We start from the raw sequence: 21,332 nt of genomic DNA on the forward strand, positions 1-21,332 counted from the left end.
CATTTCGTCACCGGCTACTGAATAAGGTGGAGGTCGGAAACACCCCAATGGCCATCGGCATATTTCGCTACCACCACAGAAGCAGTATTCGAGCCAGGAGCAGGACTTCTTCCGACGCTTGTATCTGCCTTGTAAAAGTGCGTTTTCTCCTGAACTACTTGCACTACGACCTGCTGACTTGCCGTCCCCGGCTTGAACCTCGCCTCGACGGACGGAGCGGAAAGGCGGCCGCCAGCCTGCCAACGTCCTTCCTTATAGCCGACTGCGACACTATTTTTGAGCAGGTTGCAAAAATCACAAGAAGTCGAAGTTAGCTTTGCCCAAGATGACAAGTCACCCGTCTCGAAGCCGTAATTCAGCAAGGCATACCAGTACTTCGTGAACGCCTCCAGCCCCTCCTTCGTATTCTTATCAGCCAGGGCTGGCTTCACCGGCACGGGAACGTTCTGAGCCCTTCCCTTGGCGTCGGCAGGCTTGTATACCGGGGTCGGTTTGGGCGTAGGAGTGGCGCTCGGCGTTGCAGATGCCGAACCGGAAGCGGACTGACCCGGCGATGCTGCAGCGGTGCCAGTGGGACCAGCTTGGGGATCACCGCCGCCGCTGCAGCCGCTGAGCAAAATAACAGACACAACGACGGCGGAAATGACAGGAAGACGGAGGCGTTCAGAAATGCAGGTACGAGAAGTCATGCGCTAATCCCCCCGGATAGGTTTCAAGACATCTGTGTCCGAACAGTGGTTAAAGGGTAACTGAGATCACACCTGTCGGCTCAAAGTTATCCACAGCCCCTTTAGGGTCCGGGGAACAGGCAAAAAACGCGCCAACGCGCAATACAAAGCGGGCCCGGTGAGAGAATCTCACCGGGCCCGCTTTGATCCCGATCCCGCGGCCACATTCACGAAGCTGCCAACGCCGTCAGGATCACGGCACAACTCAAGAACTACAAAGCCCTACCCCTTGGACTGCGCCGGGAGAACCAAATCGCCTGCCTTGTCCGTCGACAAGGCGAGCGACGAAACATACTGGGGTTCGCCGTCGGGCCCGTCCTGGGCGGAACGCACCATGTCCGGGCGTTCGAACTCAATCCCGGTCACATGGCAGAGCAGTTTTGCGTCGCTGGGGTTCCCGTCGGCGTCGAACATCGGCAAATCGATGCCGTCATCGGTGCGCCGCAGGTAGTACCTGCCCTTGGTCAGGACCGCCAGAACCGGCGGCAGCACAAGTGCAAGCCCTACCGCGAAAATCGGTGAATACGGCTGGATGCCGGAACCGAAGGCGCCGAAGAACACCGCGATGGACACCCCGGCAGAAACCAGCATGGACACAAACCCCACCGGGTTGACGGCGTGCAGCATGCCGCGTCGGAACTCGGGGGTCCTGGGCGAGATCTTCAGCAGGTACTTGTTGATGGCGATGTCCGACGCCACAGTCACTACCCAGGCCATGGCGCAGTTGGCATAGAAGCCCAGAATCGTGTTGAGGAAGTCGAACATGTTGGCTTCCATGAGGACCAGGGCAATCAGCAGATTCACCGCCACGAACACCATCCGCCCGGGGTAGGTCTTCGTCACCCGCGTGAAGCTGTTAGTCCATGCCAAGGAACCCGAGTAGGCGTTGGTGACATTGATCTTGATCTGCGAAATCACCACCAGCACCACGGCCAGGCTCATCGCCAGCCACGCCGGCATCATCTCCTCGTAGACGCCGAGGAACTGGTGCACCGGCTCATTCGCCGTCGCCGAGGCCGCCGGATCCAACTTGGCGATCAGGTAGACGGCGATGAACATCCCCACGATCTGCTTGACCGCACCGAACATAACCCAGCCAGGCCCGGCAAGGATCACGGCCCGCCACCACGCACCCTTGTTGTCGGCGGTCTTGGGCGGCATGAACCGCAAGTAGTCGATTTGCTCCGCGATCTGCGCCATCAGGGACAGGCAGACGCCGGCGGCCAGCATGACCGACGCCAGATTGGTTCCCGCAGCCCCTGAATTCCCGGTGTAGGCGAAGAAGTCATCGATGCTGCCGGGGTGGGACACCAGCAGGTAGCCGACGGGAACCACCATGAGAAGCAGCCACAGCGGCGTTGTCCAGACCTGCAGTTTGGCCAGCGTGTTCATCCCGTAAATGACGAGCGGAATGATGATGATCGTGGACGCCGCATAACCCAGCCATTGCGGAATCCCGAGGCCCAGTTCGAGGCCCTGCGCCATGATGGACCCTTCCAGCGCGAAGAAGATGAACGTGAAGGTCGCAAAGATCACGTTCGTCACCACGGAACCGTAATAGCCGAACCCGGAACCACGGGTAATGAGGTCCAAATCAATGTTGTACCGGGCCGCATAATAGGCAAGCGGAAAACCCGTGGCGAAGATAATGACGGCTGCCACGACAATTCCGAGGATCGCATTCGCCGTTCCATACGCAATTCCGATATTCGCGCCGATCGAGAAGTCAGCCAGATAGGCAATCCCGCCGAGCGCACTCGTCGCAACGACGCCCGCGCTCCACTTGCGGTAGGAACGCGGCGCGAACCTGAGCGTGTAATCCTCCAGGCTCTCCTTCGTGGCGCTCAAGGCGTTCGCGTTGCCGGCCGCACGGGTGCCGGCCGCACGGGTGCCGGCGGCATGGCCGACGGCGGTACGCTCGACGGCGGTGCCCCCGCCCGGGCTGTCCAACAGTTCGCTGTCTTGCAGGTCATTCGTCATGAGGCATCCGCTTTCGTCACCGGTTTGTCTTCCTCGCCGACGCTAGCCACGCCGTGCGACAGCCCGGTTCCGGCGCTATTACAGCCGTGTAAAGTGTCCTACGCACCCGTCAAACTGTCGCTCCGCCCTGTGGCGCGGCGCCGCACATGCTGGGAAAATCTGTCCATACCCCTATCGTTTTTCTACAGCCTGTAGAAGAATGGAGCCATGATGTTCAACCACGCCGACGGCGATCCCATCCTGGTCCTCGACGAAGAGCAGTGCTGGCAGCTTCTGGAGGGCACGACGCACGGCCGCCTCGTGGTGACCGTGGCGGGCGAGCCGGACATTTTCCCGGTGAACTACGTGACCAGCCGGAGGAAGCTGTACTTCCGCACCGCGCCGGGCAACAAGCTCGCCCAGGTGACCATCAATGACAGGGTCCTGTTCGAAACGGACGGCATCATGTCGGACCAAGCGTGGTCGGTGGTGCTCCGCGGCACCGCCCGCGTCCTGAGCAAGTCAGCCGAGATCGCCGAAGCCGAAGAGCTCGGGCTCGCGTCCTGGGTCCCCACGTTGAAAGACTTCTACGTGGAGATTGATCCCGGTTCCGTCAGCGGCCGGCACTTCCAGTTTGGCGAGCAGCCGGAGCGCGAGATCTAACTCCGACGCCGGCCTAGACTGGAAATATGGCGGACCGGCTGACCCCTGAGCAGCGCAGCTGGAACATGTCCCGCATCCGGGGCAAGAACACCAAGCCCGAACTGCTGGTGCGCCGCCTCCTGCACTCCAAGGGCTACCGCTACCGCCTGCATGGCGCCTCGCGCGGCATCAAGCTGCCCGGAAACCCCGATCTCGTCTTCGCCGGCCGGCGCAAGGTCATCTTCGTCAACGGCTGTTTCTGGCACTTCCACGACTGCCGGGTGGGCCAGCACTCCCCTAAGGCCAACGCCGAATTCTGGGAAACGAAACGCACCCGAACGCGGGACCGCGACGCCAGCCAGCGGCGTCAGCTGGAAAACGACGGATGGGAAGTACTGACGGTCTGGGAGTGCCAGCTCAGGGACCTGTCCGCCGTCGAGGAACAGCTGGAGCTGTTCCTCACGGGCTGACCAAAAACGGGGCGAGGCTCAGTTCTCGGCCGGAGCCAGCCGGTAGCCCACGCCGCGGACGGTCTGCAGCCAGCGCGGGTTCTGCGCCGAATCGCCCAGTTTCTTGCGCAGGTTGCCCATGTGCACCTCAACGGACCGCTCGTCCCGCCTCGCTGATGTAACTGCCGACGTCGTAGGGTTCGTCCCGCAGCCGGCGCACCAGATCCGCTTTGGTACGGACCATGCGGCCGGCCTCGAGCAGGGCGTGCAGCAGGTCGAACTCGGTGCGGGTCAGGCTCAGCTCCTGGCCGTCCACGGCCACGGTGCGGGACTCATAGCTCAGGTCCAGCCCGTTGTGGGTGAACTTCCGCCCCTCGTTCGCGGCGGCGGCAGGTGAGCCGGCCTCTTCGCCGAGTTCCGGCGTCGAACGCGGACGGCGCATCATGGCCGCGACGCGGGCTCGCAGTTCTCGCGGACGGAACGGTTTGGTGAGGTAGTCGTCGGCGCCCGACTCAAGGCCGATCAGGGTATCCAGCTCTTCCGCACGGGCGGTGAGCATGACGATGTAGGCGTCGGAGAACTGGCGGATCTGCCGTGCCACTTCGAAGCCGTCGATGTCCGGCAGTCCGAGGTCCAGTGTGATGACCGCCGGATCCAGTTCCTTGGCGGCAAGGACGCCCTCGGCGCCGCTGCTTGCGGCGCGCACCTCAAAACCGGCCTGCGTCAGAACAACGCGTACCAATTCGCGAATGTCGTGATCATCCTCGATGACCAATCCCACGCGTGTATCACCCATCGCAGCCCCCTCAGCCCGCTACATCCCGTCTGCAGTATAGCCCGCGGCGGATATCCTGCTCCTATGCGTTTCTCACGCCCCGCCCAGATGGCCCCTTGCCCATGAGCACTATCGCCTGGAAAGACTCCTCCGGCGGGATCCTGCTCTTCCGGCGGCCCTTCCATGAGTATTCCCTGCGGGGCAGGGTGATGCTGAGCCAGATGCCGCTTTCCGTGACGGCGGGAATCACGGCATTCCTCATTCTGGCGTTTTTCCCTGAGACGCTGCTTAACCCCCTTTTCATCAGCTTTCTGCTGTCGCAGGCAGTCATACTGATCCTTTGCTATGCCGTGCCCTGGCATCGGCTGCCGTATCCCTCTTTCCTGGTGATACCCCTCCTGGATTTGGTGTCCATCAGCCTGGGCAGGGAAGGCGGCCAGGACAGCCTGACAGGGCTCAGCCTCATGGCCGTTTTTCCGGTCATCTGGCTCTGTGCCTCCGGGCTGTTCCCCAAAGCCGCGGTGGCACTGTCCTTCTTCGCTCCCTTGGCGATCATCTGGGTGCCGCTGTTTCTCCGGGGCGCCGTCTCCGGCCAGGACCTGGCACGCTCCTTCCTGCTGCCCGTGATGATGCTGGGCATCGGCGTTACCGTGTCCGTCATGACGCTCAGCATGGTCCGGCAGCAGCGGGACCTCGAGGAGCAGCAGCACGACCTGGAAGAAAAGGACTCCCAGCTCCGTGGCGTGCTGACCGGAAGCAAGCGCCAGGAACGGCTGCTGAACACGGTCCTGGAAACGGTGCACCTGGGCGTCCTCGCCGTCGATGCTCAGGGCCATGACATCCTAATGAACCGCAAGCAGCGCAAGCATCACCGGCTGGCGACGCCGCCAACCATCGATGATCCCAATGAATCGCAGCTGCTGGTGTTCGCCGCCGACCGGACCACCCTGGTCCCCGTCGACGAGCGGCCCGTCCGGCGCGCCGTACTCGGCGAGGAATTCACCGATTATCTGGTGTGGCTCGGAGCTGGCGCCGAACAGCGCGCCATATCCACCAGTGCCAGGCCCATGAAAGACCAGGACGGGAATTTCGCAGGCTCCGTCATTGTGTTCAGCGACGTCACCGAGCTCGTGAACGCTTTGGCCGCCAAGGACGACTTCGTCTCGAACGTCTCGCACGAGTTCCGTACGCCGCTCACCTCCATTCTTGGTTACGTCGAGCTTTTGTTGGACGACGACGACCTCACCGACTCCCAACGTGGCCCCCTGGAGATCATCCGGCGGAACGCCGAACGTCTGCTCACGTTGGTCTCGGACCTGCTGTCCAGCCGCAATGGCCAACTGCTCGTGACCCCGGAAGCTGTGAACGTCGCCGAGCTCGTGCGCACCAGCGTCACCGCCGCCCTGCCGCGCGCCGCAGAGTCCGGCATCCACCTGCGCGCCGACGCCCCGGAGCGGCTGGAGGCGCACATCGACGCTGCGCGCATCTCCCAGGTCCTGGACAACCTCGTATCGAACGCCATCAAATACTCGCCCGACGGCGGCGACGTGGTGGTGGCGCTGCGCTCTGAGGACGGCCATATGGTGTGCAGCGTGAGCGATACGGGCATGGGAATGAGCCAGAAGGACCAGGAGGAGGTCTTCGCTAAGTTCTTCCGGTCGGCAGCGGTCCGCAACTCAACCATTCCCGGCGTCGGACTGGGGCTGTCCATCAGCAAGGCCATTGTGGAAGCGCACGGGGGCCGCGTCTCTCTCCGCAGCGAAGTGGGAAAGGGCACCACGTTTACGTTTGCCGTCCCGGTGCAGAACTGAGCTGCGACTACGCCCGGTGGTCCTCGATCAGCCACCCGGCCAGTCGCCGGGCCCGCCCGGCCGCGTCCAGGTCGCCCTCGGCTGCGGAGATGATGGAGCCCTTCATCAGGATGTGCCAGGAGCGGGAGAAGTCGTCGGTCCGCTGCAGACCGGCCTCGTCCGCGAGTTGCTTCACGTGGCTGCGGATCCTGGCGAGGTAATCGATGCTGGCCCGCCCCAGCGGATGCGAAGCGCCCATCTCCAGCAGCACGTTGATGAAGGAACAGGCCTCAAAGTCGGTGCGGTGGAACCAGTCGGAGAAGACATCGAAGATGGCCAGCAGCTGCTGCTCGGGAGTGTCCGCCCGACGCCGCGCCTCCCCCATGATGGCGCTGACCGTCCACACCTGGTCGCGCTTCTCCAGGAAGGCCAGCACGACCTCGTCCTTGGAGGCGAAGTGGCGGTAGAACGTGGCCTTCGCGACGCCGGAGCTGCTGATAAGTTCGTTGATGCCAACGTCCCGGATGCCACGGCGGGCAAAGAGGTCGTAGGCCGCACTGACGATCCGTTCACGCATTCTGGAAGCACCGGACGCTGCAATCTCCTCGCCATACGTCCGGCCTCCCGCTGCTAGCGGGACACCCGGGGTGGCGGCCGGCTGCGGTCCAGTCTGAAGCCCTCCGGAAAGCTCTCTCCCGGCGCTCCACGGCTCGGAGCTGGGTACCTCTGCCATTAGGAACAGTCTATCCCTCAATGCAAGACAGACCTGTCTGTCTTGAGAGAGTTCAACCCCCGGGACCGGGACACGCAGGGTTAACGGCCGAGGCTTGCCTGGCGCACCACTTCTCCCCAGGACTGCTCGGCCAGGTCTGCCACCGCTGCCAGGATTTCCGACGGCGGGCGGGACAGATCCAGCGGAAACTCCACGATGTCGATGTCGGTGTTGAGGATCCGCCTCAGCTTCACCTCACCCGCGCCGGCGTAGACCAGCCAGGCCGTGGGCACGCGCAACGCTGTGCAGTAGGCCAGCATCTGGAAATGGTCGGCCGAGAGTGACGCACCCTGGTCCGTGCCGGCGCGGTACTGGGCGTCGTACACCACCACCGGCCGGCCGCCCAGCAGGTGCACGGCGTCCGGGCGCACGGTTAGCCGGTCCGAGTCCCGGACTGCTTCGTTCAGCAGCGCGTTGTACTGCAGCCGCATCTCGCCGGGATAGGCCCCCATGGCCCGGCGCAAGGCTGCGCCCACGAAGTCTTCGAAGACCTTGCCCATGTCGACGACGAAGGAAGCCGTCCGCTGTTTGCCCTCCCCCGCCTCGGCGGAGGCATTGCGCAGGACCACTTCGGCGAGCCGGAGCGCCGCGTGGTAGCGGAGGTTCATCCGGTTTGCCTGCCACGGGGGAAGCGGAGCGCCGGCGTGGAGGCGGGTGACGCCGTCGAGCTTTCCCTTCAGCTGCCGCAGGCGGCCCAGCACCTCCGGGCGGACGCCCGGGACGCGGGACATGCGGTCGAGGGCGGCGCGCAGGATGCGGTTTTCCGGGATGTCCTCGGTGAACTCGTCGTAGGAGACCTCCAGCGGCACGAGCATCCCGGGGCGGCGCGAGATCTGGTCGGAAATGCGGATGCGGCCCTTGACCGTCCGGAGCGAGTCGTCAACCGTCACGTAGCCCTGCAATACGCCGCGCTGCAGGGCGCGTTCGGAGAGCTGCACCAGTGACGCCGCGAGGGCGCTCCACAGCTCGGCATCTTCGTCGGCGGCCACAATATCGTCGCGGAAGCCCTGGTCCCCGGCGTAGCTCAGCAGGAAGAGCAGGCGACTCAGCCCGAGCCGGTCTTTGGGCCGCACGTCGAGCTGCACCAGCGGGGTGCGGACGGATCCCACCATGCCGACGGGTTCGATCCGGAAGAGCCCCATTCCCATGGGCGTCGCCTTGGCCAGGCCGCTGGAGTTCAGGAAGGCGGCGCTTTCGGCGTCGAGCTTTTCCACGGTCCCGCCTGACAGCTCGTCCAGAACGATGTGCCGCAGTCCCGGCGCGGGGCCGCGGCTGCCGCGGGCAGCGGCGCCGGTTCCGGTGCCAGCGGCGCCGGAGGCCGCCGTCGCAAATGAAGCCGTTGTCGCCGAAAAGGCGGCCCGGGCCGCAGGGCTAGCGAGCCGCAAGGCGTCCCAGCAGCTGGTCCAGCCCGAAGCGTTCTTCCAGCTGGGCCCGGTTCAGCTGCCCGTGGTAGTGCTCCTCAAGCAACGGCATGAGCTCGTACTTCCAGATCCGGCGCAGGCCGGCGGGAGTCTGCGCCGCCTTCTTCATGAAGTAGGACGGCCCGATCATGAGGTCGCGGTCCCATTCGTCGATGGCCTGGTTGAGCGCGTCCAGCAGCAGCGCCGGCGTGGTGTCCAGCTGCCGGGCCTCCAGGAACCTCAGCAGCGAGCCCTTCACCGGCTCCGTCTGCGGGTGCAGTTCGATGAAGGCGAAGCGGCGGCGGATGGCCGCGTCCATCATGGCGATGGACCGGTCCGCGGTGTTCATGGTGCCGATGATGTACAGGTTGTCCGGGAGCGTGAACGGCTCGTTGGGGCTGTACTGCAGGTAGATCCGGTCATCGCGGTATTCCAGCAGGAAGTACAGCTCGCCGAACACCTTGGCCAGGTTGGCGCGGTTCATCTCGTCGATGATCAGGAAGTACGGCTTCGACTCGTTGCCCGGCTTCGCCGCCTCCTCCGCGAGACGGCGCAGCGGCCCGGCCACGAGCTTGAAGGAGACCTGGCCCTCGTCTGTCTTGTCCGGCCGGTATCCCTCGAAGAAATCCTCGTAGGCATAGGACGGGTGGAATTGGACGAGCTTCACCCGCTCGTCGGTGCTGTCCTGCGCCAGCTCAGCCGCGAGGTGCTTGGCGAGGTAGGTCTTGCCGGTTCCCGGCGGGCCGTACAGCACCAGCTGCCGGTTCTCCTCGAGCAAGTCGGCGATCTCCTGCAGCGGCTCCACCTCCATGTGGAGGGAGTCCGCGAACTCCCGCGTCACCGGGCGGAAGCCGCCCAGCACGGGGAGGGCGACGGTGGCCGGTGACGTATCGGCGTCGGGCTCGGTTTCCGCCTCGGCGGGCAGCAGCGCCTGCAGGGCCTGCACCACCCGGGTGACGTCGACGACGATGCCCGGGGTGGCCAGCTGGCGCTGGATGTGCCGCGGCAGGTCGGTCACGGGGTGGGCTTCGTCGAACCAGCGCACCTTGCGGCGCATCCGCCGGTTGTCCCCGTTGTGGTCGGGCTCCCCAAGCACGACGCCGATCCGAACGGCTCCGGCGTTCTGGTACAGCGCGAGGTCCCCGGGCTTCATGACGGTGAGGAAGGCGAACACGGCGGTCTTGGTGTCCTCCCGCTCCACGTAGCCGAGGTGCTTGTAGTCCTCATCGACGGCGTGCTGGACCAGCCCGGCGGTAACGCCGGCGTCGAGCAGGCGGAGATGTTCGACGTCGAGCGTCACCTTCTCCTCTGCCTGCCAGGCAGACAGGAGTTCGGCGTTGTCGTGGTGGGTGCGCAGCAGCCAGGCGCGGCGGCCCGGGTCCCCGACCTTCCGCCACTGGCTCACCAGCTGCCGGGCGTACCAGTCGATGCGCTGGCCGGCCTGTTCATCCAGGTGCAGGCGGATGCGCCGGATGTCAGCGGTGATTTCCTCCTCGCTGTCCCCCTTCGCCCCGCCAACCAGGGACGCGAAGGCGTCCCGGATCTCCTGGCGTTCGATGTCCGCCACCACCGGCTCGAAGTAGCTGGGCCACGCGAGGTATTCAATGCTGCGGCGGATGGCCGGCTGGTCGTCGGGGGTTCGCGCCGCGAGCAGGTGGAAAGCCAGCGGATCCTTCAGGGCCTTGCCGATTTCGGCCGTGGACTGCCGGTCGACGTTCTGGACGAACCGGCACAGCCATTTCAAGTGGTCCCAGATGGTCCAGTTGAACTCGGCAGTCCGGTCGCGGATGACGCCGTGGTCGGTCATGCCCTTGTAGAGCTCCTCCGGGAGCTCCAGCGGCGGCTCCAGCCAGGACGCCGCCTCGGCGACGCGGGCACGCTTGACCTTGAGCGACTTGACCTCGTGCGCCAGCGGCAAGGACTGCAGGAAAAGGAGCTCCACGGCCAACTGCTTCGCCGAAGGAGACGCGTCCGCCAGGTTGTGCCGCAGGTTGGTCATCATGGGCGCCTTGGCATCCGCGACTCCCCGCTCCAGCCGTTCCAGCAGTTCCGCCGCAGCCTCTGCCGTCCACGTCTGTGTGCGGCCGTCCAGCGCCGACGGTCTGCCCTGCAGCCCCGCGCCGAGCACGAACCATGCGGCGTCCTCGATCTCTTTGGAGACTCCGAGGGCGCGGTGCATGGCAGGCTTTGGGGCGGGGGTCATGCGTTCAAATTTACAGGGTAAACCTGAGCGCCAGCACCATGCCCGGCGCGGCAACTACTTCCGGGTAACGCCCGGCAGCCGCTTCCGGCCGAAGGCGAAATAGCAGCCCGGGCCGATGAAATTGATGAGCGTGGCCACCCGCCAGAACATCTTGGAGCCTCGGATCTGCTCTGCCGGACGGCGCGAAAGGTCGCGCTGGGCCGCGGTGAGGAAGGCGAGCTGCGCAGCCCCGATCATTATGGTGCCGATGCGCGCAGCGGGCGGAAGTTCCTTCCAGGACCTGTTCTTCTTCCAGCCCGCTCGTTTCGATCCCAGGTTCCTCGTTTCACTGCGCTTCGTTCCCACGGTCAATGCTCCTTGCGCTCTTTGAAGGGCTCCAGCAGCTGCTTCTGCTTCGGAGTCAGCCTCAGCACCCTTCCGGTGGCTTCATCGACGAAGGCCAAATGGCTTGAGGCCTTCACACAATCGTCGCCAGTAACGGGGTCCTGCACAAGGTAGTGAATGTCGAAGCTCGCGCCCTTGACGGCGCCCACCCACACCTGGACCGCCGCGGGGACGTTGCGGTATTCGAGGGTCTTCACGTACCGGATCCGGTGGTCCACCACGAGCGCCATGGTGCCCTTGGGAACGTCGTTGAACAGCGACACGTGGGGATCGATCCCGGGCAGCCCGGCACCAGCGGGCGGGCCGAAGGCCGCGATGCGCGCCTCCTCCAGCATGCGGACGATCTCGACGTTGTTGATGTGCCCGTAGGCGTCCATGTCCCCCCAGCGCATGGGCACGAGCACCTCAATGCGCCGGGGGTCGGGGTGGCCTCCCGGGTTCGCGGCGGTCAGCTGTGCACCGCCGTCGAATCATCCACCGGAGTTTCCTCGGCATCCGCGCCGGCGAACTGGGACATGTACAGCCGGTAGTAGGCGCCTTCGGCGGCGAGGAGGGTCTGGTGGTTGCCCTGCTCCACGATCTTGCCGTTTTCCATGACCAGGATGGTGTCGGCGTCGCGGATCGTCGACAGGCGGTGCGCGATAACGAAGCTGGTCCGGTCCGTCCGCAGCGCAGCCATGGCCTTCTGCACCAGCAGTTCCGTGCGGGTGTCCACCGAGCTGGTTGCCTCGTCCAGGATGAGCAGCGACGGGTTGGCCACGAAGGCACGGGCGATGGTGATGAGCTGCTTTTCACCGGCGCTGACGTTGTTGCCCTCTTCATCGATGACGGTGCTGTACCCGTCGGGCAGGGCCCGCACGAAGCGGTCCACGAACGTGGCCTTGGCGGCCGCCATGACCTGGTCCTCGGTGGCGTCCAGCTTGCCGTACCTGATGTTGTCGTAGATGGAGCCGCCGAACAGCCAGGCGTCCTGCAGCACCATGCCCACCTTGGAGCGCAGCTCGGCCCGGCTCAGCTGGGTGACGTCCACGCCGTCGAGCGTGATGGAGCCGGAATTGAGCTCATAGAAGCGCATGACCAGGTTCACCAGGGTGGTCTTGCCCGCGCCGGTCGGTCCGACGATGGCGACCGTGTGCCCGGGCTCCGCAGTGAAGGACAGGTTCTCGATCAGCGGCTTGTCCGGCGTGTAGCTGAACGTGACGTCCTGGAACTCCACATGGCCGTCGGTCTTGGCCGGCAGGTGTTTCGTGGCGGTCTCGGCGTCCTGCTCATCCGCGTCCAGGAACTCGAAGACCCGCTCGGCGGATGCCACACCGGACTGCAGCATGTTGGCCATGCCCGCCCATCTGCCCCAGCGGCTGGGTGAACTCGCGCGAGTACTGGATGAAGGCCGTGGCGTCCCCCAGGCTCATGCTGCCCGAGGCGACGCGCAGGCCGCCCACCACCGCGATGCCGACGTAGCTGAGGTAGGAGACGAACTGCATCACGGGGAAGATGATGCCGGACACGAACTGCGCACCGAAGCTGGCCTTGTAAAGTGCCTCGTTGCGCTCCTCGAAGCGTTCCAGCATGTCGGCCTCGCGGCCGAACACCCGCACCAGGTCATGCCCGGAGAAGGACTCCTCGATTTGGCCGTTCAGGTCGCCGGTGTTCTTCCACTGCGCTGCGAACAGCTTCTGGCTGCGCGCGCCGATCACGCCGGCGGCAGCACCGGACAGAGGCAGCGCGATGAGGGCGATCAATGCCAGCTGCCACGAGACGATGAACATCATGATGACGATGCCGACCACGGTCAGCACCGAGCTGATGAGCTGGGCGAACGCCTGCTGCAGGGCTTGTTGGACATTGTCGACGTCGTTCGTCACCCGGGAGAGCACGTCGCCGCGCTGCCGGGTGTCGAAGTAGTTCAGCGGCAGCCGGTTGAGCTTCTTTTCCGTATCGTCGCGCAGCTGCCGGATCACCTTCATGACGATCCTGTTGAGGACGTAGCCCTGTAGCCACAGGAAGATGTTGGCCACGAAGTACATCAGCAGCACAGCGGAAATCAGGACTGTCAGCTTCTGGAAGTCGATGCCGATTCCGGGCACGAGCTCCATCCGGGAGACCATGTCCGCGAAGTTGTTCTGGCCCTGTTCCCGGAGCCCCTCGACGAACTGGTCCTTGCTGACGCCGGCGGGCAGCTGCTTGCCCACCACGCCGCCGAAGATGACGTCCATGGCCTGGCCCAGCACCTTGGGCGCAATGACGTTGAGGATCACGGACACGATGACCATCCCCACCACGACGTAGATGCCGGCGGCTTCAGGTTTCAGCAGGCCCATGAGTCGCTTGGCGGAGGGCCAGAAGTTCTGGGCCTTCTTGGCCGGCATCGCGCCGAACATGCCGCCGTCGGCCTCGCCCGGCTTGTACTCTTCCTCGACGAAGTCGTCGTCCTCAAGAACCGGAGCTTCTGCGGCGGTCTGGCTCTGAAGCTTCCCGGCGTCCTGGCGCGTCCCGGTGTCCTGGCCGGTGCCCTTTTTGTCGGCGCTCATGCCACTTCCTCCACGCTCAGCTGGGACTCAACAATTTCCTGGTAGGTGGGCGATGTTTCGAGGAGCTCCTCGTGCGTGCCGCGGTCCACGATCCTGCCGTTGTCCAGCACCAGGATCTGGTCCGCCTCCGTGATGGTGGAGATGCGCTGCGCGACGATGATGACAGTGGCGTCGGCGGTGGTGCGCTTGAGCGCGGCACGCAGCCGTGCGTCGGTGGCGACGTCCAACGCGGAGAAGGAGTCGTCGAACAGGTAGACCTTGGGCCTGGTGACCAGGGCCCGCGCGATGCACAGGCGCTGGCGCTGGCCGCCGGACACGTTGGTGCCGCCCTGGGCGATGCGCGACGCGAGCCCGTTTTTCTTTTCCTTCACGAAACCGTCGCCCTGGGCCACATGCAGCGCATCCCAAAGCTCGTCGTCGGAAGCCTCCGGCTTTCCAAAGCGGAGGTTGTGCTCAATGGTTCCGGAGAACAGGTAGGGCCGCTGCGGAACCAGGGCAACGCGTTTGGTGATTTCCTCCCGGTCGAGCTGGCCGACGGGGACGCCGTCCAGCAGGACCTCGCCGTTGGCCACGTCGTAGAGCCGCGGCAGCAGTGACAGCAGGGAGGTCTTGCCGGCACCGGTGGAGCCGATGATGGCCACGGTTTCCCCCGGCAGGGCGGTGAAGCTGATGTTGCTTAGGACCGGGGCCTCGGCTCCGGGATAGGCGAAGGTGACGTTGCGGTACTCCACCACGCCTTCCAGCTGCCCCGGCGTGACCGGCTGCTGGGGGTCGTGGATGGACGGTTCGACGTCGAGCACCTCGCCAATGCGGTCCGCGCAGACGGACGCGCGCGGGATCATCATGGCCATGAACGTGCCCATCATCACCGCCATGAGGATCTGGAGCAGGTACTGCAGGAATGCTGTCAGGGAGCCGACCTGCATGTCGCCGGAGTCCACGCGCTGGCCGCCGAACCAGAGCACGGCGGCGGTGGACAGGTGCAGAATCATGCCGATGGCGGGGAACATCAGGACGAAAAGCGCGCCGATCCTGAGCGATACGTCCGTCAGTTCCTTGTTGGCCTGGCCGAAGCGGTCCGTTTCGTACGGTTCCCGCACAAAGGCGCGGACCACGCGGATGCCGATGATCTGCTCGCGCAGGACCTCGTTGATGCGGTCGATCTTCTTCTGCATGGAGCGGAACAGCGGCATGAGGCGCACCACGATGTAGCCCACCACCACAATGAGGATGGGGACCGCGACCCAGACCAGCCAGGACAGGTTGATGTCCTCGCGCAGGGCCATGATGATGCCGCCGATGCACATGATCGGCGTGGACACCATGAAGTTCAGGCCCATCAGCACCAGCATCTGGACCTGCTGGACGTCGTTCGTGCCGCGGGTGATCAGAGTGGGCGCACCGAATGCGTTGACATCCTTGGCCGAGAAGCTGGTCACCTTGCGGAAAACGCCGCGGCGGAGGTCTCGGCCAACGGCCATGGCGGTCTTCGATCCGAAGTAGACGCCGGCGATGGCGGTGCCCACCTGGAGGAAGGCCACGAGGAGCATGACGGCGCCGGTGCGCCAGATGAAATCGGTGTCGCCGCGGGAAACGCCTTCGTCAATGATCTGGGCGTTGAGGCTGGGCAGATAGAGCGCCGCAATGGTGGATGCCAGCTGGAATGCGATGACAGCCAGGATGTACGGCAAATACGGTTTGGAATAACGCCGTATGAGGGTGACGAGCATACTCACGGATCCTTCGGGAGAGCGCCAATTGGTTAAGAGAAGTAGTAGCAGACGGGTATGACAGCCGAAGCCTTCCAACTCTACGAAATCTGTTGCCCGTGCGAAACGTCGCGGACGAAGATCATCCCAACGGACGACGCCGGCCCCCGCACCCAAAGCGCAAACGTACAGTTAAGCCCCGCGCCCAAAGCGCGAACGTACTGTTATGCCCCCAAGCCGGCCTCCGCCGTCGTACTCCCCGCTCCTTAACTGAAGCTTTGTCCAGACAATGGCCTCCGGAAGGGATTTAGCGGCCACTATCTGGACAAAACTCGAAGGAGCGAGGGCTACTCGCCGCGGTGCTTGCCGTGGGAGGCGATGTAGTGCGCGGCGGCGCTCTGGAGTTTGCGCTCCTTGGCCAGCCTCCGGCTCAGTGCCTTCAGTTCGGCGCTGACCCGGGCCTGCTCCTCAGCGAGGATCCGCTGCTGCTCAGCCTGCCGGGCGACGGCGGTCAGTGCCGCGGCCAGCTGAAGCTGTTGCTCCGCGAGAAGCCCCTGGGTTTCCTGGATGAGCGGCACCAGGTCGGCCGGCTTGTTATTGTGCATCTCAGCCAGCATGGTCCGGGCCCGCGCCGGCGGTTCGTTCATCGGCATGACCGGTTCCGCCGTCCGCTGCCGGCCGGGGTAGGCCGGCGCCTTGGCGTCGTCGGCCAGCTGGCGGGTCAGCACTTCGGCGAACTCACGCTCGAAGTCGTCGTCGGAATAGTCCGTGCCGGCCTGGCCGGAACCTGGTGCGGACTCGGCGCCGGCTGCGGCAGCGGCGTCGGGCCGGATGTCAACGGTCCTGCGCAGCGGCTGTTCCTTGATCAGGAGCACCGCAATGAGGGCAACAACCGCGATGGCGCCGGCGATCAGGAAGATCTCTGCGGTGGCATCACCGTAAGCGGCCCGCATGATGTCGCGGATCGGGGCTGGCATGTCGGCCAGGTCGAGGCTCGCGCCGGCCGAGCCGGAACCTGCCTTGATGCCGGCGTCGGCGAGGCCTTGGACGGCAAGTTCCTTGACCCGGTTGCTCATGATCGCGCCCAGTACGGATACGCCGATCGCGCCGCCCACGGAGCGGAAGAATGCCACGGAAGCGCTGGCCGTGCCGATGTCCCTGGCGCTGACGGTGTTCTGTACAGCAAGGACGAGGTTCTGCATGAGCATGCCGAGCCCGAGGCCCAGGATCGCCGTGAAGACGCCGGACTGCCACAGTTCGGTGGTGTGGTCCATGGTGCCGGCGAGACCCAGCCCGCCGATCAGCAGGACCGAGCCGGCAACCAGGTAGCGCTTCCACTTGCCGGTGCGGCTGATGAGCTGGCCGGAAAGCACAGAGCCGATCAGGTTGCCGGCGATCATGGGCAGGGTCAGGAGTCCCGCCTCGGTGGGTGTTGCGCCGCGTGCCACCTGGAAGTACTGGCCGAGGAAGGTCGAGGAGCCGAACATCGCCACGCCCACAGCGACCGAGGCCCAGATGGCCAGGGCGGTGGTGCGCTCAGAGATGATCTTCAGCGGGATGATGGGCTGTTCAACCTTGGATTCCACCACCACGAGCAGCGCCAAAAGAACGACGCCGCCGCCCACCATCAGTGCCGACTGCCAGGACCACCAGTCGTAGTAGTCGGGGTTGCCGGCGAATGACACCCAGATGAGGAGCAGGCTGACACCCGTGGTGAGGAGGATGGAGCCGAGCCAGTCGATCTTGGCAGGCCGCTTGACGTGCTGGATCTTGAGGGTGATCTGCAGCAGGATCAGGGCCACGACGGCGAGCGGCACGCAGACGAAGAACGTCCAGCGCCAGCCGAGCGGGCTGTCAACGATGAAACCGCCAAGCAGCGGCCCGCCGGCCGTGCCGACGGCCATGACGGCGCCCATGTAGCCGGAGTACTTTCCGCGGTCGCGGGGCGGGATCATGGAGCCGATGATCGCCTGGGCCAGCGCCGTCAGGCCGCCCATGGCGATGCCCTGGACAACGCGGGCCGTCAGCAGCAGGGGGATGGTCTGGGACAGGCCGGCCATCACCGAGCCCGCCACGAAGATCACAATGCTGAGCTGGACCAGGACCTTCTTGTCGAACAGGTCAGCGAGCTTGCCCCAGATCGGAGTAGTGGCCGCGTTGGCGAGCAGTGCCGCGGTGATGACCCACGCGAAGTCCGTCTGCGTGCCCTTGAGCTCGGACATGATGGTGGGCAGCGCGTTGGCCACGATGGTGCTGCTGAGGATCGCGGTGAAGAAGGCCGCGAGCAGCCCGGTCAGGGCCTCCATGATCTGCCGGTGCGTCATCGGCGCTTGGGGTTGGTGGGCCGAAGGGCGTGACGTGGCCGTCCCGGAGACGGCAGCGTGGCTAGCCAATGAACTGCTCCTTGCGTTTGGTGGTGGTTGCGATTGGGCCGGCCGTCGTTGCCCGGGCGGATTCCCGGAGGGATTCCGCGAGTTTGGAGAGTACTTTCGCCGTCTCCTCGGCGTCCTGCTGGCTCCAGTCCTGCAAAAATTCCTGCAGCGTGGCCACGCGGTGCTCCTCAATCTCGACGAGCTTGGCGCGGCCCGCGTCGGTGAGGGCCACCAGCTGCGCCCTGCCGTCGTCGGGGTCGGGCCGGCGGTGGACCAGCCCGAGCTCCTCAAGCTCCGCGATGTGCCGGCTCAGGACGGGAGCGCTGACGCCCAGCCTCGCGGCGAGGTGGGTGGCGCGGGATTCCCTCTCCCCCACAAACCGGAGGACACCCTGCAGCGCGATCCCCGCTTCCAGGCCGCGCGAGTTCGAGATGGCGACGCACCGGACGGCGCGCTGGAGGTCGAAGATCTGCCGCACGAGCTCGGCCGCGGTGTTTGGCTCAACTGCCATGATGGTTGCCCCTTATTGCTTGCCTAAGGCAACTATAGCAAGAAATGGTTGCTTTAGGAAACTAAGCAAAGTGACATCGGGGTTAAACGTCCAGCGCGAACTGGCAGCAGATGCCCTCAAAATCGAAATTTGAAGTCATCTCCTGCCAGTTCGCGCTGGAAGGATGGGGCTTAAGTGTGCGTTCGCGCTTAGTTGTCCAGGTGGGTGGGGGCGAACATCTTCAGCAGCGTTTCCACCACGACGACGTTCGGGCCGTCCGCGGCGAAGCCCGCCTTGAGTGCGTCCCCCACGTTTTCGGGTGCGACCCGGGTGGCCGGCACACCGAAGGATTCGGCCAGCTTGACGAAGTCCGGCCGGGCGAGTTCGGTGGCGGTAGCCTTGCCGAACGCGCCCACCATGTATTCGCGCAGGATGCCGTAGCCGCCGTCGTCCACGATCAGCCAGGTGACGGGCACGTTGTGCTGCTTGGCCGTGGCGAGTTCGGCGATGGAGTACATGGCCGAGCCGTCGCCGGACACAGCGAGCACCCGGGCCGACGCCGCGGACTTGCCCACGGTCTCCAGGCCCACGGCTCCGCCGATTGCCGCCGGGAAGCCGTAGCCCAGGCCGCCGGCGCCTTGGGCGGAATGGAACTGGCCCTCGCGGGCGTCCCAGCAGCTCCAGCCCCAGTACGCCGAGATGGTCATGTCCCAGAACGTCTGCATGTCCGCCGGAACGGCCTCGCGGATATCAGCCATGAACTTCAGTTCCTTGGCGAGGTCTTGCGATTCCAGCCGCTCCTTGACCTTCCGCAGCGACTCCCGGACAAGGTCCTCCGGCGAGGTTCCGTGCCAGTCGGGACGGACATCAGCGGGGACCACCAGCGAAGCGTCGAGGGCAGCGAGCGCCTGGCCGGCGTCGGCGCGGATCCCCAGGCCGGGCCGGTTGGACTCCAAAACCCGGGGTTCGGCGTCGATCTGGATGATCCGGCCGCGCGGCTCGAACGTGAAGTAGTTGGACGTGACCTCGCCGAGCGAGGAGCCGATGACCACCAGGACGTCGGCGTCCTCCAGGACGTCAGTCATGTGCCGGTCCTCGATCCACGACTGCAGCGACAGCTCGTGGTTCCACGGGAAGGCCCCGTTGCCGCCGGGCGTGCAGATGACCGGTGCCCGCAGTTTTTCCGCGATCGAGAGCAGCGACTTTTCCGCCCGGCCCCGGCGGGTACCGCCGCCGGCAATGATGGCGGGACGCTCCGCCCTCGACAGCCATTTCACGGCTTCGCGGACAAGCTCGACGCGCGGCGGGTTGTCCGCCGCTTCGGCCAGAGCATCCTCGACGGGCGGCACCATGATGGGGTCCAGCAGCACATTCTGCGGGACTTCCAGCCACACGGGACCCTGGGGCGAGGAGATTGCCTCGGTCCAGGCGTCCTGGATGGCGGACGGAATGCCGGAGGCGTGCTGGATCAGGCGCTGGCTCTTGGTGACATTCGCGGCCGATGCCTTCTGGTCATCCAGCTGGTGCAGCATGCCTTTCCGGCGGGCCCCCAGGCCCTCGAGCGGGATCTGGCTGGCCACCACCACCATGGGCACGCCGGTGGCGTACGCTTCCTGCAGTCCGGCGAGCGATGTCAGCGCGCCCGGTCCGGTGGACAGGAACAGCACGCCCACCTCCCCCGTGGCCCGCGAATACCCGTCCGCCGCGAAGGCGCTGTTGTTCTCCACGCGGGAGGACACGAACTTCAGGTTGCCCCGGCCCATCGCGTCGAAGAGGCCCAGCGCATGCTGGCCGGGGATGCCGAACACGGTTTTGGCGCCGAGCGCTTCGAGGGTTTCGACGACGAGATCCCCGCCGTTGCGGACACCGGCCCCGGCGTCTGCCCCAACAGGAGCAGACGCCCCAGCGGGAGCCGATGCCGCGCCGGACTCGACGGCTGTCACTGGGAGTACTCCCCCACGGCGGCACGGACAGCGCCATTGTCGGCCGGTGCGGGCGAGGCTGCCGCGAACCCTGCCGGACGGCGGGCTTCCCGGCCCAGCGCCTGGGCGGCGTAGCCGGTCTCGGCACCGAAGCGGTCCCCGGCGACCGTGTTGTCCGCCATGAGGGTGACGAGCTCGTAGGCCACGTGGCTGGCGGCAACGCCGGTGATCTCGGCATGGTCGTAGGCCGGGGCAACTTCGACGACGTCGGCGCCGACGAGGTTCATGCCGCGGAAGCCGCGGATGATCTCCAGCAGCTCACGGCTGGTGATGCCGCCGGCTTCCGGTGTGCCGGTGCCGGGAGCGTGGGCGGGATCCAGGACATCGATGTCCACCGAAATGTACAGCGGACGGTCACCGATCCGGTCCCGGACCTTGGCAACAGTCTCGAGGACGCCCTGGTAGTAAACGTCAGCGGAGGTGACGATGCCGAACCCGAAGCGGTGGTCGTCATCGAGATCCTTCTTCCCATACAGCGGGCCGCGGGTGCCGATGTGGCTGATGGCCTCCGTGTCCAGGATGCCCTCCTCCACGGCACGGCGGAACGGCGTGCCGTGGGTGTACTCGGCGCCGAAGTAGGTGTCCCAGGTGTCCAGGTGGGCGTCGAAGTGCAGCATGGCGATGGGGCCGCCGGCGCGCTCGGCGGCGGCGCGCAGGAGCGGCAGCGCGATGGTGTGGTCGCCGCCCAGGGTGAGCAGCTTGCTGCCTCCAGCCGTCAGGTCGAGGGCGTTCTGCTGGATGGTCTCGATCGCCTCGTTAATGTTGAACGGGTTCACGGCCATGTCGCCGGCGTCGGCAACCTGGCAGTTCTCGAACGGGCTGACGTCCCACGCCGGGTTGTACGGGCGGAGCAGCCGGCTGGCCTCGCGGACGTGGTTGGCGCCGAAGCGGGCGCCGGGGCGGTAGGAGACGCCCGAATCAAAGGGCACGCCCACCACGGTGATGTCAGACTTGGCCACCTGGTCCAGGCGCGGCAGGCGGGCATAGGTTGCGGCCCCGGCGTAGCGGGGAATACGGGATGAATCGATGGGGCCAAGGTTGCCATTGGCTTCGATGCGCAGCTCTTCCAAAGGAACGCCTCTCCTTCGAGGATGAATTGTCAAGGTGGATTGTGACAGCCATCATACACTCGAAGTTGCCCTATGT

General features: G+C 65.4%; 15 protein-coding genes and 2 pseudogenes. 3 read left to right on the top strand and 14 right to left on the bottom strand.

The window, feature by feature from the left end; all coding sequences use genetic code 11:
• Window positions 1–14 precede the first annotated feature (14 nt).
• Window positions 15–689: a DUF6318 family protein gene (locus tag ABIE00_RS18935; protein WP_354262250.1), complete on the bottom strand. Its 675-nt coding sequence runs from the start codon at window positions 687–689 to the stop codon at window positions 15–17.
• 261 nt (window positions 690–950) lie between these two features.
• The gene (locus ABIE00_RS18940) at window positions 951–2,708 is read right to left on the bottom strand and encodes a purine-cytosine permease family protein (RefSeq protein ID WP_354262251.1); all 1,758 of its coding nucleotides are present in this window, start codon (window positions 2,706–2,708) and stop codon (window positions 951–953) included.
• A gap of 207 nt (window positions 2,709–2,915) precedes the next feature.
• Between ABIE00_RS18940 and ABIE00_RS18945 the strand changes: the two genes are divergently transcribed.
• Window positions 2,916–3,350 carry a pyridoxamine 5'-phosphate oxidase family protein gene (locus ABIE00_RS18945; RefSeq protein ID WP_354262252.1) on the top strand — a complete coding sequence of 145 codons (435 nt, stop codon included), beginning with the start codon at window positions 2,916–2,918 and terminating at the stop codon, window positions 3,348–3,350.
• A gap of 26 nt (window positions 3,351–3,376) precedes the next feature.
• The gene (locus tag ABIE00_RS18950; protein WP_354262253.1) at window positions 3,377–3,799 is read left to right on the top strand and encodes a very short patch repair endonuclease; all 423 of its coding nucleotides are present in this window, start codon (window positions 3,377–3,379) and stop codon (window positions 3,797–3,799) included.
• Between the two features lie 18 nt (window positions 3,800–3,817).
• On the opposite strand, the pseudogene ABIE00_RS18955 reads toward ABIE00_RS18950, so the two are convergent.
• Window positions 3,818–4,574: pseudogene (locus tag ABIE00_RS18955) on the bottom strand (response regulator transcription factor).
• A gap of 101 nt (window positions 4,575–4,675) precedes the next feature.
• Between ABIE00_RS18955 and ABIE00_RS18960 the strand changes: the two are divergent.
• Complete coding sequence (locus ABIE00_RS18960; RefSeq protein WP_354262254.1) at window positions 4,676–6,364, top strand: sensor histidine kinase; 1,689 nt, start codon at window positions 4,676–4,678, stop codon at window positions 6,362–6,364.
• Window positions 6,365–6,371: 7 nt separating this feature from the next.
• Here ABIE00_RS18960 and ABIE00_RS18965 read toward each other — a convergent pair whose 3' ends face one another.
• From ABIE00_RS18965 to speB, 11 genes and pseudogenes are all read right to left on the bottom strand, one after another.
• Entirely contained in the window at window positions 6,372–6,920 is a 549-nt protein-coding gene (locus ABIE00_RS18965) for a TetR/AcrR family transcriptional regulator (RefSeq protein WP_354262255.1), read from the bottom strand.
• Window positions 6,921–7,156: 236 nt separating this feature from the next.
• Entirely contained in the window at window positions 7,157–8,353 is a 1,197-nt protein-coding gene (locus ABIE00_RS18970; protein ID WP_502914294.1) for a 5-methylcytosine restriction system specificity protein McrC, read from the bottom strand.
• A 133-nt stretch (window positions 8,354–8,486) separates the two neighbouring features.
• The gene (locus ABIE00_RS18975) at window positions 8,487–10,718 is read right to left on the bottom strand and encodes an McrB family protein (RefSeq protein ID WP_354262256.1); all 2,232 of its coding nucleotides are present in this window, start codon (window positions 10,716–10,718) and stop codon (window positions 8,487–8,489) included.
• 54 nt (window positions 10,719–10,772) lie between these two features.
• Entirely contained in the window at window positions 10,773–11,063 is a 291-nt protein-coding gene (locus tag ABIE00_RS18980) for a hypothetical protein (RefSeq protein WP_354262257.1), read from the bottom strand.
• Window positions 11,064–11,065: 2 nt separating this feature from the next.
• Window positions 11,066–11,494: an acyl-CoA thioesterase gene (locus ABIE00_RS18985; RefSeq protein WP_331569149.1), complete on the bottom strand. Its 429-nt coding sequence runs from the start codon at window positions 11,492–11,494 to the stop codon at window positions 11,066–11,068.
• A 56-nt stretch (window positions 11,495–11,550) separates the two neighbouring features.
• Window positions 11,551–13,483, bottom strand: a pseudogene (locus ABIE00_RS18990) (ABC transporter ATP-binding protein).
• Between the two features lie 146 nt (window positions 13,484–13,629).
• Window positions 13,630–15,363 carry an ABC transporter ATP-binding protein gene (locus ABIE00_RS18995; RefSeq protein ID WP_354263429.1) on the bottom strand — a complete coding sequence of 578 codons (1,734 nt, stop codon included), beginning with the start codon at window positions 15,361–15,363 and terminating at the stop codon, window positions 13,630–13,632.
• Between the two features lie 326 nt (window positions 15,364–15,689).
• Complete coding sequence (locus ABIE00_RS19000) at window positions 15,690–17,666, bottom strand: MFS transporter (RefSeq protein ID WP_354263432.1); 1,977 nt, start codon at window positions 17,664–17,666, stop codon at window positions 15,690–15,692.
• 61 nt (window positions 17,667–17,727) lie between these two features.
• Entirely contained in the window at window positions 17,728–18,225 is a 498-nt protein-coding gene (locus ABIE00_RS19005) for a MarR family winged helix-turn-helix transcriptional regulator (RefSeq protein ID WP_354262258.1), read from the bottom strand.
• Window positions 18,226–18,413: 188 nt separating this feature from the next.
• Window positions 18,414–20,147 carry a thiamine pyrophosphate-binding protein gene (locus tag ABIE00_RS19010; protein WP_354262259.1) on the bottom strand — a complete coding sequence of 578 codons (1,734 nt, stop codon included), beginning with the start codon at window positions 20,145–20,147 and terminating at the stop codon, window positions 18,414–18,416.
• On the bottom strand, window positions 20,144–21,256 hold the full coding sequence (gene speB / locus ABIE00_RS19015; RefSeq protein WP_354262260.1) for an agmatinase: 1,113 nt from the start codon (window positions 21,254–21,256) through the stop codon (window positions 20,144–20,146). The genes ABIE00_RS19010 and speB overlap by 4 nt, the downstream gene beginning before the upstream one ends.
• Window positions 21,257–21,332 lie beyond the last annotated feature (76 nt).

Origin of the sequence: Arthrobacter sp. OAP107 (genome assembly GCF_040546765.1) — a bacterium.
Lineage (GTDB): Bacteria > Actinomycetota > Actinomycetes > Actinomycetales > Micrococcaceae > Arthrobacter.